Origin of the sequence: Vibrio chemaguriensis (assembly GCF_012275705.1) — a bacterium.
GTDB lineage: Bacteria > Pseudomonadota > Gammaproteobacteria > Enterobacterales > Vibrionaceae > Vibrio > Vibrio diabolicus.
The window spans coordinates 149011-161692 of the sequence record NZ_SHOE01000008.1; the positions used below are offsets into that span (position 1 = coordinate 149011).

Sequence of the window (12682 nt, forward strand, 5' to 3'; positions counted from 1 at the left end):
ATGCTCAGTCAGCTAAGGGAAATAGTTGAGAAAGTCTCCAGGGTCGATGATGTGCATCTGGCACTCGATATATTGGTGAAAGAGACTTGTGCTGCCCTTCGCACTGAGTGCTGTACTATCTATCTTGCTAATGAAGAAATGCAGCGCCTTGAGTTAATGGCAACTCAAGGCCTTATTTTTGAAGGTGATAGTATTCATATCAACTTCAATGAAGGCTTGGTTGGGTTGGTTAAACGAAGCGCAGAGCCACTCAACCTTGCCGAAGCCTCAAAACATCCCGAGTTTAAATTCTTCCCTCAACTCGGCGAACAGATTTACCACTCCTTTTTAGCCACTCCAATCATTCATCGAAAACAAGTTTTAGGTGTGTTGGTGATCCAGCAAAAAACACCGCGCTTGTTCAGTGAAATGGAAGAGTCGTTTCTTGTCACGTTGTCCGCTCAGCTAGCAGTGCTTATTGCGCATGCGCAGAATCTTGGGCATTGGCAGTTGGCATCTAAACCCACGGTATTAAAAGGTTTGCCTGCATCTACTGGTGTCGCGATTGGAGAGTTTTGGTTCGACAATACCCAACCGAGTTTATCGGATGTTTTCCCATCGTCCACGTTAGATAAGGAACGTGAGCACGAGACATTGCTGGTGGCCATAGAGCGAGCGTTAAATGATTTTCGCCGTATGCGGAAAAAGCTGGACAGTGAAATCAACAAAGATGCGCTGGCGATCTTCGATCTGTTTACGCACTTACTCAATGACCCGATGCTTCGTGGTGATTTGAAGAAGCAGATTGAAAAAGGAGACAGGGCAGATTGGGCGTTACGCCAAGTGGTAGAATCATACTCGAATCGATTTGCCAGAATGTCGGATGTCTACATGCGAGAGAGAGCGCAAGACATCCGAGAGTTAGGGCAAAGGCTGCTCTATTTTCTACATAACAGTGAGCAAGAAAATTCTGCAATTGATCGTCCCATTATTTTGGTGGCGAACGAACTCACTGCCACCTTGCTCGCTTCTGTACCTAAAGAGTTTTTGTTAGCTGTCGTATCATTAGAGGGAGGCGCAAACTCTCACGCTGCCATTTTATCTCGAGCTCTTGGGGTCCCTGCAGTCATGGGCGCCAACATTAATCCGGATGTGGTGAATGGCAAACTCGGGATAGTGGATGGTTATACGGGCGAGATCTTCCTAGAGCCAAACCGTCAATTATTGCGAGAGTATCGCAGCTTAGTGAGTGAAGAGTCAGAATTGTTTGCAATGGTAAACAAGGACCTCGCACTCCCAGCGGTTACGCAAGACAATCACCACATCGAAATTATGCTCAATGCGGGGCTCAGTGCAGACAGTAATATTGCCATCAATACAGGAGTTGATGGTGTTGGGTTGTACCGAACTGAGATTGCATTTTTACTTCAACATCACTTTCCGTCCGAAGATGAGCAGTATCATCAATACCAAGCGATACTCAACAGTTATCCGAATCAACGAGTGGTGATGCGCACTTTGGATATTGGTGGTGACAAACCTTTGCCGTATTTGCCCATCGAAGAAGATAATCCGTTTCTAGGCTGGCGTGGCATTCGTTTTACATTGGATCATCCAGACATTTTCTTGATCCAGCTGCGTGCAATGTTAAGAGCGAGTGCAGAAAGCGGAAACTTAAGTATTTTATTGCCAATGGTGTCAGGGGTAAAAGAGTTAGACGATGCCATTAGCTTGATTAATCAAGCTCACAGCGAAGCCGTGTTGCTTGATGATAGAATTCAGTTTCCACAAGTTGGGGTCATGATCGAAGTGCCATCAATGGTGTATTTATTGCCAACGATTGCTCACCGTGTTGATTTTGTTTCTGTCGGGACAAACGATTTAACCCAGTATTTATTAGCAGTTGATAGGAACAATTCCCGCGTCGCGGATGTCTATGAATCTATGCATCCTGCGGTACTGCTAGCGCTTAAGCAAATCCATGACGTGTGCGATAAGTATCAGGTGCCAGTGTGTATTTGTGGTGAGTTAGCTGGCGACCCATTTGGCGCTCTTCTCTTACTTGGGTTAGGGTATACCAGTTTGAGTATGAACACCTCCAACGTGGCTAAGGTGAAATATTTGATTCGTCATAGCCAACAAGAAGAATTAGAAAAATTAGCGGAGCAAGCAATGACAAAGTCCTACGGGGAGGACATTCATCAAATGATGCATGACTTCTTCATCCAACAGGGTTTTGCGGGCTTTATCCGTGCAGGTAAAAAGTAGGAAATCGTGACCGTCTCTTTATTTTTGTTATTGTTGGCGCTAGGCGCTTTTGTGGGTGTGATGGCGGGGTTACTCGGTATCGGTGGTGGTTTGATAGTTGTTCCTGCCTTGTTGTATTTGCTTCCTCTTGCTGGAATCTCTCCAGAAATGAGTATGCACATGGCCCTAGCCACTTCGTTAGCGAGTATTATTGTCACGTCAGGCTCATCGGCGATGAATCACCTTAAGCTCGGCAATGTCGATATGTTCGTCGTAAAATGGTTGATGCCAGGTGTGGTTATAGGTGGTTTTGTCGGTGCCAATATTGCTGAGTGGATCCCTACGCACTACTTGCCGAAAGTATTTGGTGTCATTGTTCTTTGCCTGTCAGTACAAATGTTCCGTTCCATTAAAGTTACGAGCAGTAAACCTATGCCGAGCAGCCCGGTGACCGTTGCGTATGGCACGGGGATTGGCGTTGTATCAAGCCTTGCTGGTATTGGTGGTGGTTCACTATCGGTCCCATTTTTAAATAAACACGGGATAGAAATGCGTAAAGCGGTGGGTTCATCTTCCGTTTGTGGTTGCGTGATTGCTATTTCTGGTATGATCGGTTTCATCTTACATGGCTATAAAGTGGAAGGCTTACCTTCATACAGTATTGGCTATGTTTATCTTCCAGCATTATTAGCTATTGCCATGGCCTCGATGCTCACGACAAAAGTGGGTGCGAAGCTGGCAACTAACCTTCCAACTGCGGTATTAAAAAAGATATTCGCGGTGTTCTTAATGTTTGTAGCAGCGACCATGCTGCTCTAAGTTTGTACCCAAGTCATTCTCGCTGAACCAAGCATCTAGAGGTTACTTGGGTATATTTATTTTGTTGTGATAAGAAGAGAATGATTTATGTCTCAGGGATATATTGAATTTCCCAATATTGATCCGGTTTTAATCTCTATTGGTCCTGTTTCGGTTCGTTGGTACGGTTTGATGTACCTTGTGGGCTTTATGTTCGCCCTATGGTTGGCGAACCGACGTGCGGATAAGCCGGGAAGTGGTTGGACACGAGAACAGGTTTCTGATTTGTTGTTCGCAGGCTTCCTTGGCGTGGTGATTGGTGGCCGTGTTGGCTACGTGCTTTTCTACAATTTTGAGCTTTTCCTGGCTGACCCTTTGTATTTGTTTAAAGTGTGGACCGGTGGTATGTCTTTCCACGGTGGCTTACTGGGTGTGATTACCGCGATGTTCTGGTATGCACACAAAAACGGGCGAACGTTCTTCGGCGTTGCCGACTTTATCGCGCCGCTTGTGCCATTTGGTTTGGGTATGGGGCGTTTAGGTAACTTCATGAACAGCGAATTGTGGGGCCGAGTAACGGATGTGCCTTGGGCGATCGTTTTCCCAAATGGTGGTCCACTGCCACGTCATCCATCGCAGCTTTATGAAATGGCGCTTGAAGGTATCGTACTTTTCTTCATCTTGAATTGGTTCATCAAGAAACCTCGTCCTCTAGGTTCTGTTTCAGGGCTATTTTTAGCTGGATATGGTACATTCCGCTTCCTAGTTGAGTACGTGCGCGAACCAGACGCTCATTTGGGTTTATTCGGTGGCTTTATTTCCATGGGACAGATTCTATCCCTGCCAATGGTGGTTATCGGTGTCCTAATGATGGTTTGGGCATACAAACGTGGTCATTACAAAGACGAGTTACCACAAAAGACGAAGTAAGGTATTGGTGTGAAACAGTATTTAGATTTGTGTCAACGCATCGTTGACCAAGGTGTTTGGGTTGAAAATGAGCGTACAGGCAAGCGCTGCCTGACCGTAATCAACGCGGATTTAACCTACGATGTTGCGAACAATCAATTTCCGTTGGTAACCACACGTAAAAGTTTTTGGAAAGCGGCCGTTGCAGAGCTACTAGGGTATATTCGTGGTTACGATAATGCGGAAGATTTTCGTAAGCTGGGCACGAAAACCTGGGATGCCAATGCCAACCTAAATGATGCTTGGTTAAATAACCCATACCGTAAAGGTGAAGACGACATGGGCCGTGTCTACGGTGTCCAAGGGCGCGCATGGGCGAAGCCTGATGGCGGGCATGTTGACCAATTACGCAAGATAGTGGATGACTTAACGCGTGGTGTTGATGATCGCGGTGAAATCTTGAACTTCTACAACCCGGGTGAATTCCACATGGGGTGCTTGCGTCCTTGCATGTATAGCCACCATTTTTCATTGCTGGATGATACGCTATACCTGAACAGTACTCAGCGTTCGTGTGATGTACCGCTTGGCTTAAACTTCAATATGGTTCAAGTTTACGTGTTCTTGGCGATCATGGCGCAAATCACGGGCAAGAAACCTGGTCAGGCATTTCATAAGATTGTGAATGCGCACATTTATGAAGATCAGCTTGAACTGATGCGTGATGTTCAGTTGAAACGTGAACCATTAAAAGCGCCGACGTTCCACATCAATCCAGAGATTAAATCTCTAGAAGATCTGGAAACATGGGTCACACTGGATGATTTTTGGGTTGAAGGATACGAGCATCACGACCCTATTCGTTACCCATTCTCAGTGTAACCAGTGTTGTTCTTCAAGATATGAAAAAAGCTCCGAATGGAGCTTTTTTGCTTTTTCGTACTTTGAAGATATTACTTGAGTGCACTGACAATATAGCGGTGAATAGGGTTGGTCTGCTTCGGTGCAGACAGTGCCGGGCTAATAAACTTGGGTTGGGTGAATATTTGTTTGTTCACTAATGAGCGGATAAGCTCAAAATACTTCAGTTCTGTTTTCCCACATAGCAACAATGAAAAGTCATTGCCCAGTTTATCGTAGGCATTGAGCACCTCTCGGAACCCTCTGAGGTACAAGTAATCCTTCGTCAAACCGCCTCCTCGATACACACGAGCAGTCGTTGTAAATGCTTGAAGGTCAGACGTTTTATACTGTTCTTTTAATAGCATGAACGTATGGCGGAAATCGCGATCCTTGATCATCGACTCTACCGCCAGGACTCGTAAGGCTAAGGTTCTTAGGCGTTTGATACTGAAATGTCCTGACAGATATTCACACAATATAGCCAGCCCTTCTTGGGTGTTGGTATTAGCTGGGCACCCTAAGCTCAGGACCTTTAGTGGTTGTTGACGACCGTTAAGCGTAGTAAGAAGGTGTACACCCATTTCATGATGTGCGAGAGCCTCTAACTCATCGGTCGTGATGTATGCTGCGTGGTTAATTTTGACTCGAGATCCCGAAACGAGTGCGTTTGCTAACATCCCATCCAACACCTGTATTTCACACTCATATCCATTACGTTGAGCAAAGTTTTGCATGAAGTGTGCTATCGCGCGGCTATCATGCTGCGGTTTGCTCTCTTCTTCCGTGGGAAGGTGTAAAATGAAATGGGCGTTGGCAATATCTTTGGCGCTCGGCTCTCCGTAATAGCGCAAGGAGTTATAAAGAAACTCTTGTGTACCGATAGTATTCACTTGATCCAATTTATCTGCGTAAGACTGAATCACATCCGCGTACAGCTTTTGTAATTGGGTGTCTTGAATATTTTCTAAAGGCAGTTCATACAGACGTCGTTTTGCGCTGTGAGTATCTAGATTGGTGGTTGAGTATTGGAAGTTAGGCTCTTGAGAGTATTTGTTCTTAATAAAGCGCTCTCTTTCCTGAGCATAATTGAGAGGATTCACGCTACTGAGGATATCAATATCAGCAACCAGTTGAGTTAGGTTTTCGTCTATTGCGAGTAGCTGATCAGAAATAGTGCCATTAAGCTGCGTCATGTTGTCGACTCCAAATGAGGTAGCCCAGCATAAGTATGCTGGTATGGCTCAAATTATCACCAGACAACGAATTTGAACAGCGTCATTAACGCAAAAAAGGCCCCACAATGTGGAGCCTAAACAATAAGCGATGGTATGTAAGTTATTGTTATGTCGTTAGGGCTAAGATCGCACCTGGTAAAATAACGAATACAGACATTAGGTAGCCACCGACAACAGCTTTGTTCTTGATAGCCATTTCAGAAATCATCTCAGCGCCTTTCACTGGAATTTCACGTAGGAACGGAATACCAAAGATAAACAGCGTTGCCATGATATTAAATACTAGGTGTACCAGAGCGATTTGAAGCGCGAATACCGCAAACTCACCCGATACGGCTGTTGCTGCTAGTAGCGCCGTAATACAAGTACCAATGTTTGCACCTAGCGTGAATGGGTAAATATCACGAACTTTAAGAACGCCTGTACCCACAAGTGGAACCATCAAGCTAGTTGTTGTTGATGAAGATTGTACCAACACAGTCACGATTGAACCCGATACAATACCGTGAATAGGGCCACGACCAATCGCGTTTTTCAAAATTTCACGTGCGCGGCCAACCATTAGGCTCTTCATTAGCTTACCCATTACCGTAATTGCAACGAAGATTGTCGCAATACCCAAAACGATAAGCATGATGCCACCAACTGTATCACCGAATGTTGAAAGTGGCTCTTTGATTGCACCCACAACTGGTTTTGTTATTGGCTTAATGAAGTTGAAGCCTTTAATGCTCATATCGCCAGTAGCAAGTAGTGGAGAAACAAGCCAATGAGAAACTTTCTCTAAAATGCCGAACATCATTTCCAACGGAAGGAAAATAGCAACAGCAAGTAAGTTGAAGAAGTCGTGAATAGTTGCGCTTGCAAATGCACGTTTGAACTCTTCTTTACAACGTACGTGACCAAGAGAAACAAGCGTATTGGTCACTGTGGTACCAATATTGGCACCCATCACCATTGGAATCGCGGTTTCTACTGGTAAGCCACCTGCAACTAAACCTACAATAATAGACGTTACAGTACTTGAGGACTGAATTAAGGCTGTTGCCACCAAGCCGATCATTAGACCTGCAACAGGGTGAGCGGCAAACTCAAATAGCACCTTAGCTTGATCGCCAGTTGCCCATTTGAAGCCACTACCAACCATAGATACTGCTAGAAGAAGCAGATACAACATGAATGCCAAGTTAGCCCAGCGTAACCAACGAGCAGTGCTCGAAATTGGCGCCACTGTTGAAGTAGCTTGGTTCATCATAATTTTCTCCGTTGACCTTTCAGTTCATTTTTCGGTCTGTAGTTGAAACTGCGGGCGATGTTAGAGAACAAATATTTCAGTAATATTACAGATTTCTTGCTGTGAGTAATTTTTATTGTTCTTTTTGATAGTGGTGTGAGTAGGGAAAAATGAAGGTTTTTAACTCTTTGAATTTAATGAGTAAAATTAACTTTTGTTTTGTGTGGTTTTTGCGTTTTCTTTAGAAAGAAAATGCGCCTCAGTTCAACTTTTATGACAGTGTTAATTTTATATATTCGGTAAAACTTATGTTTTTGTAATGTACTGTATGGTTTTGTCGAGTTTATTGTTTGTCTCTGTCACATTTGGTATAAAAAGCATCACTTTCTTTTCGGGACTTGATCATGTCACATCTAAACTACAACCATCTATATTATTTCTGGATGGTGTGCAAACAGGGCTCTGTAACTAAAGCGGCCGATGCGCTTTTCCTGACACCGCAAACAGTGACAGGGCAGATTAAAGCGCTTGAAGAACGCATGAAAGGAAAGTTAACCAAACGAAATGGTCGTACAGTTGAGCCAACTGAGTTAGGGCAACTTGTTTTTAAGTACGCCGACCGAATGTTTGGTTTGAGTTATGAGATGTTAGATATCGTCAATTACAGTCAGCACTCGAACATTCTGTTTGAAGTTGGCGTAGCCGATGCGTTATCTAAGCGCTTGGTCAGTAAAGTACTAATGACGACTGTCCCGGAAGATAACAGTATTCATTTACGCTGTTATGAGTCAACCCACGAATTGCTACTTGAACGACTGTCTCAGCACAAGCTGGATATGATCCTCTCGGATTGTCCCGTTGACTCAACTCAAAGCCCTGGCCTTTATAGCAAAAAGCTAGGTGAGAGCAGCATGAGCTTTTTCGCCTCTTCTGAAATTGAAAATGTGCGTTTCCCTGAGATTCTGGAACAGAAAAAGCTTTTGATTCCTGCAAGCCGAACAGCAATGGGGCGTAAGGTTATTCAGTGGTTTGATCGTCAAGGTCTTCAGCCTAATGTGTTGGGAGAATTTGATGATGTTGCGTTGATGAAGGCTTTCGCACGGTATCACGATGATGTGATTTTCTTAGCGCCGACCGTATACATGTCGGAGATTGAGGACGACCGAAATCTACAGCTAATTGGTCATGTCGATGGGTTAAAAGAAGAGTACTACGTGATTTTTGCGGAACGAATGATCCAACACCCAGCGGTAAAAAATGTTTGTGATGCTGATTTCAGTCAAATGTTTGAGTAAACCCGTATCGTTGCGCAAATAAATAGATTACTATCAATAAAAATATAATTCTAAATAATACCTAAGTAACTCAAGATACTTGTTTTAGTGAGCAAAACTATTAATTATTGATGGCGCATCAATTCTCCACTTTGGTGGATAATATTGGTGTATCACTAACAACTAAATTAGAGGTTCTAATAATGAAGACTCTGGAAGTGTATCTTGATTTTCTTAGATATATAAATCAGTGCAACACAACAAGCTGGCCAGGGTTGGAATAAGTAAGTTGTAGCTAGAGGTCCAACACATGAATCTACAAGAAATGGAGCAGAACTCCGCAAAAGCCGTCGTGTTGCTCAAAGCGATGGCAAACGAGAGACGCCTACAAATCCTTTGTATGCTGCATAACCAAGAGCTGTCCGTGGGAGAGCTGTGTGCAAAGCTAGAGCTAAGCCAGTCGGCATTATCTCAGCATCTTGCTTGGCTTCGTCGTGATGAGCTAGTCACGACAAGGAAAGAAGCACAAACCGTGTACTACACATTGAAGAGTGATGAAGTGAAAGCGTTAATAAAAACACTGCATAGTCTTTATTGTGCTGAAAGCGCTTAGCGTTAATTACATATACCTAATATATCGTTCATTTTAGGCTGTGAATCTAACTCGTTGGAATATTTGAGAGTGGCGTTAAACTTTTGATGGTAGAGTTGCTGCGCATCGACCAATTTGCTTTGTTCTCAAGTGTTTTATTGGTGCTTTCCAGTTTGAGCTTTATAAGGTAAATAAGCTGATGCCTTTGAATAGGCGTGCAGAAAAAAGAAAAGCTGGCATTGCCAGCTTTTTTATTAAGAAAATTTTGTAGATATAAAAAAACCGACACAAGGTCGGTTTTTTCTTCACTGTAAAATCAGGACTCTATTAAAGAGCTTTGATTTGTGCAGCGAAACGAGACTTATGGCGAGCTGCTTTATTCTTGTGAATAAGGCCTTTAGTTGCCATGCGGTCTAGGATAGGTGTAACTACAGCGAATGCAGCAGTTGCAGCTTCTTTGTCGCCTGCTTCGATAGCAGCAACAGTTTTCTTCATGTAAGTACGCATCATTGAGCGACGGCTAGCATTGTGCTGACGACGTTTCTCAGCTTGGATAGCGCGCTTCTTAGCAGATTTACTATTTGCCAAGGGTCTAACTCCCAAAAACTTAGTTCTGTGACAATTTAAGGGCGAGGAATATCCCTCATTTGCGCTTAAATGTCAAATGATTTGTGCAAAAACCGATCTAAGCCAAAACAAATTTTGGTAAGAGAGGTTATCGCGGTTAAGATGGCGGGGATTCTAACAGCATTTTTATACCAATGCTAATAATTATCCGCGAAAGGCACACTTATTCCTTACAACCCGCGGATAGATTTTTGACGTCTATTTACAGCACCTGTCAGAGAAACAGTATAGGGTTAGCTGTCTTATGGTGATATTCCGAGGTTACAGTGAGTAAACGACTACTCAAGTCTGGCATGATCGTCAGTGCTATGACATTTATTTCCCGCGTTCTTGGCCTAGTTCGTGATGTTGTAGTGGCAAATTTAATGGGGGCAGGAGCAAGCGCAGACGTCTTTTTCTTCGCCAATAAAATTCCTAATTTTTTACGACGTTTGTTTGCTGAAGGGGCTTTTTCCCAAGCGTTTGTACCTGTTTTAACGGAAAGCCATGCTCAAGGCGACATGGATAAAACTCGGGAACTGATTGCTAGAGCGGCGGGTACGTTAGGGGTGATAGTCTCTATTGTTACCATTTTAGGTGTCCTAGGCTCCGGCGTGGTCACTGCAGTGTTTGGTTTTGGTTGGTTCCTTGACTGGATGCATGGTGGCCCGGCTGCAGCAAAGTTTGAGCTTGCTAGCGTGATGCTCAAAATCACCTTTCCCTATTTATGGTTCATTACCTTTGTCGCTCTATCGGGCGCTATCCTCAATACATTAGGTAAATTTGCTGTCTCCTCCTTTACCCCTGTTTTCCTCAATGTGATGATTATTTTGGCGGCGTGGTTTATCTCGCCGCAAATGGAAATGCCAGAAATAGGGCTTTCCATTGGTGTTTTCTTAGGTGGTTTGGTCCAGTTCTTATTCCAAATTCCCTTCCTTATTAAAGCAGGCGTCATGGTTAAGCCAAAATGGGGCTGGCGCGATCCGGGTGTAGTGAAAATCCGTACTTTGATGATCCCCGCTTTATTTGGTGTATCGGTCAGTCAGATTAACCTGTTGTTTGATACGTTCATCGCCAGTTTTTTGCAAACCGGTTCGATCAGCTGGCTATATTACTCAGACCGCTTATTGGAATTTCCTTTAGGTCTGTTTGGTATTGCGATTGCGACTGTGATTTTACCCGCGCTTTCACGTAAACACGTTGACGCACAAAGTGAAGGCTTCGCGCAAACCATGGATTGGGGGGTGCGCATGGTGATCTTGCTTGGCCTTCCTGCAATGCTTGGTCTGATGGTACTGGCAAAACCTATGCTGATGGTTCTGTTTATGAGAGGTGAATTTTCTCCTCAAGACGTACATCAAGCATCATTGTCGCTTTTTGCCTACGCTTCAGGTTTGTTGAACTTCATGCTGATTAAGGTGCTCGCGCCAGGTTATTACTCGCGTCAAGATACTAAAACGCCAGTAAAGTACGGCATCATTGCGATGGTGACCAACATGGTATTTAACGCAATTTTTGCGTACTTTTATGGTTACGTTGGTTTGGCTATCGCGACGGCACTTTCGGCGTTTGTGAATATGGCATTGCTGTATCGTGGTCTACATATCGCAGGGGTATACCAAATCACCAAACGAACCGTCTTCTTTATTATACGTTTGGTTATTGCAGGTGCGGCGATGGTGGCTGCGATCTTATGGCAATTGGAAGACATGTCAGTGTGGCTCGATTGGAGCTTTGCTCACCGCAGCGGTGTACTAGGAATGTTGATCGCTCTAGGAGCCGTGGTTTACCTAGTGGTTCTATTTTTAACTGGTGCACGCTTAAAAGACCTAAAAGCTGGGACAGACTAAGGGTGATTAGTATATAATCCGTCAGTTTCACACAGTGTAAAGTAAAAACAGAGGCAGAAAGCAGTATCCAATGGAACTGATTAGAGGCATTCACAATATCACCCCGCGACATCATGGTTGCGTGCTGACTATTGGCAATTTCGATGGTGTCCATAAAGGCCATCAACAAGTATTGCAGCAAGTGTCTGAGCAAGCGGACAGGCTATCATTGCCTTCTGTTGTGATGACCTTTGAACCTCAGCCGATGGAGCTGTTTGCCAAAGACAAGGCACCTGCACGGTTGACGCGATTACGCGATAAGTTCGTGCAATTGAGTAAGCTCGATATTGATCGCTTGCTCTGCGTCAATTTCAATCGTCATTTTGCAAGTTTAACCGCGGAAGAATTTATCCGTGACTTGTTGGTCGAGCGTTTGGGTGTTAAGTTTCTTGTCGTTGGTGATGATTTCTGCTTTGGCAAAGGCCGAACTGGCAACTTTGCCATGCTGCAGGAAGCAGGGGAAAAGTACGGTTTTGATGTCGTGAGTACCCAGAGCTTTTGTTTACAACAATTACGTGTCAGCAGTACGGCTATCCGTCAAGCGCTGGCGCGTGACGATTTGCATTCCGCGCAACAGATGCTGGGAAGAAACTACAGCATCAGCGGTCGTGTTTCTCACGGAAGAAAGCTGGGCAGAACGATAGGTTTTCCTACTGCGAATATTCCTTTGAAACGCTGTGTTTCTCCGGTTTCCGGAGTCTATGTTGTTCAAGCGCTTGGCTTAGGAAATAAGCCAGTTGGTGGTGTTGCTAATATTGGTCAAAGACCGACTGTCAATGGCGTTCGCCAGCAGTTAGAAGTACACTTATTCGACTTTCATGCCAATTTATATGGCAAGCAACTAGAAGTGGAACTTTTGCATAAGCTTCGAGATGAGCAAAAGTTTGAGTCGTTTGAAGCACTTAAACAACAAATCGAATTGGATGCTGAAGCAGCAAGGGTGTGGCTGCGTCAGCTTAAGCGTTGAGCGGTTTATTCCACCGTTCAACATAATGTCTAATTTTCGCCCAATATAA

The 12682-nt window shown here is 44.2% G+C and carries 11 protein-coding genes; 8 read left to right on the forward strand and 3 right to left on the reverse strand.

Going from position 1 to position 12682, the window contains the following annotated elements; translation table 11 throughout:
* From ptsP to EX191_RS09900, 4 genes are all read left to right on the forward strand, one after another.
* Complete coding sequence (gene ptsP, locus EX191_RS09885; RefSeq protein ID WP_047009107.1) at nucleotides 1-2247, forward strand: phosphoenolpyruvate--protein phosphotransferase; 2247 nt, start codon at nucleotides 1-3, stop codon at nucleotides 2245-2247.
* 6 nt (nucleotides 2248-2253) lie between these two features.
* The gene (locus EX191_RS09890) at nucleotides 2254-3045 is read left to right on the forward strand and encodes a sulfite exporter TauE/SafE family protein (protein WP_006743341.1); all 792 of its coding nucleotides are present in this window, start codon (nucleotides 2254-2256) and stop codon (nucleotides 3043-3045) included.
* A gap of 87 nt (nucleotides 3046-3132) precedes the next feature.
* Nucleotides 3133-3954, forward strand: a complete 822-nt coding sequence (lgt, locus tag EX191_RS09895) for a prolipoprotein diacylglyceryl transferase (protein WP_005381948.1) — start codon at nucleotides 3133-3135, stop codon at nucleotides 3952-3954.
* Between the two features lie 9 nt (nucleotides 3955-3963).
* The gene (locus tag EX191_RS09900; protein ID WP_005381947.1) at nucleotides 3964-4815 is read left to right on the forward strand and encodes a thymidylate synthase; all 852 of its coding nucleotides are present in this window, start codon (nucleotides 3964-3966) and stop codon (nucleotides 4813-4815) included.
* A 71-nt stretch (nucleotides 4816-4886) separates the two neighbouring features.
* On the opposite strand, the gene EX191_RS09905 is transcribed toward EX191_RS09900, so the two are convergent.
* Entirely contained in the window at nucleotides 4887-6029 is a 1143-nt protein-coding gene (locus tag EX191_RS09905) for a flavohemoglobin expression-modulating QEGLA motif protein (protein WP_193447657.1), read from the reverse strand.
* A 148-nt stretch (nucleotides 6030-6177) separates the two neighbouring features.
* Entirely contained in the window at nucleotides 6178-7323 is a 1146-nt protein-coding gene (locus tag EX191_RS09910) for a Na/Pi symporter (protein ID WP_031780616.1), read from the reverse strand.
* A gap of 386 nt (nucleotides 7324-7709) precedes the next feature.
* On the opposite strand from EX191_RS09910, the gene nhaR reads away from it, so the two are divergent.
* Entirely contained in the window at nucleotides 7710-8600 is an 891-nt protein-coding gene (gene nhaR, locus EX191_RS09915) for a transcriptional activator NhaR (protein WP_005381942.1), read from the forward strand.
* A gap of 289 nt (nucleotides 8601-8889) precedes the next feature.
* Complete coding sequence (locus tag EX191_RS09920; protein WP_005397309.1) at nucleotides 8890-9192, forward strand: ArsR/SmtB family transcription factor; 303 nt, start codon at nucleotides 8890-8892, stop codon at nucleotides 9190-9192.
* A gap of 306 nt (nucleotides 9193-9498) precedes the next feature.
* On the opposite strand, the gene rpsT is transcribed toward EX191_RS09920, so the two are convergent.
* Nucleotides 9499-9759 (reverse strand): 30S ribosomal protein S20, encoded by a 261-nt coding sequence (gene rpsT, locus EX191_RS09925; protein WP_005381938.1) that lies wholly within the window; start codon nucleotides 9757-9759, stop codon nucleotides 9499-9501.
* A gap of 305 nt (nucleotides 9760-10064) precedes the next feature.
* Between rpsT and murJ the strand changes: the two genes are divergently transcribed.
* Nucleotides 10065-11627, forward strand: coding sequence for a murein biosynthesis integral membrane protein MurJ (gene murJ / locus EX191_RS09930; protein ID WP_074192056.1), 1563 nt, complete (start codon nucleotides 10065-10067; stop codon nucleotides 11625-11627).
* 70 nt (nucleotides 11628-11697) lie between these two features.
* A complete protein-coding gene (gene ribF / locus EX191_RS09935) occupies nucleotides 11698-12633 on the forward strand; it encodes a bifunctional riboflavin kinase/FAD synthetase (protein WP_006743103.1) in 936 nt (311 codons plus the stop codon).
* The last annotated feature ends 49 nt before the right edge of the window (nucleotides 12634-12682 follow it).

Coding starts and splice junctions, on each gene's coding strand:
- ptsP (WP_047009107.1), top strand. CDS start 1: ATGCTCAGTCAGCTAAGGGAAATAGTTGAGAAAGTCTCCAGGGTCGAT.
- lgt (WP_005381948.1), top strand. CDS start 3,133: ATGTCTCAGGGATATATTGAATTTCCCAATATTGATCCGGTTTTAATC.
- EX191_RS09910 (WP_031780616.1), bottom strand. CDS start 7,323: ATGAACCAAGCTACTTCAACAGTGGCGCCAATTTCGAGCACTGCTCGT.
- nhaR (WP_005381942.1), top strand. CDS start 7,710: ATGTCACATCTAAACTACAACCATCTATATTATTTCTGGATGGTGTGC.
- EX191_RS09920 (WP_005397309.1), top strand. CDS start 8,890: ATGAATCTACAAGAAATGGAGCAGAACTCCGCAAAAGCCGTCGTGTTG.
- ribF (WP_006743103.1), top strand. CDS start 11,698: ATGGAACTGATTAGAGGCATTCACAATATCACCCCGCGACATCATGGT.
- EX191_RS09905 (WP_193447657.1), bottom strand. CDS start 6,029: ATGACGCAGCTTAATGGCACTATTTCTGATCAGCTACTCGCAATAGAC.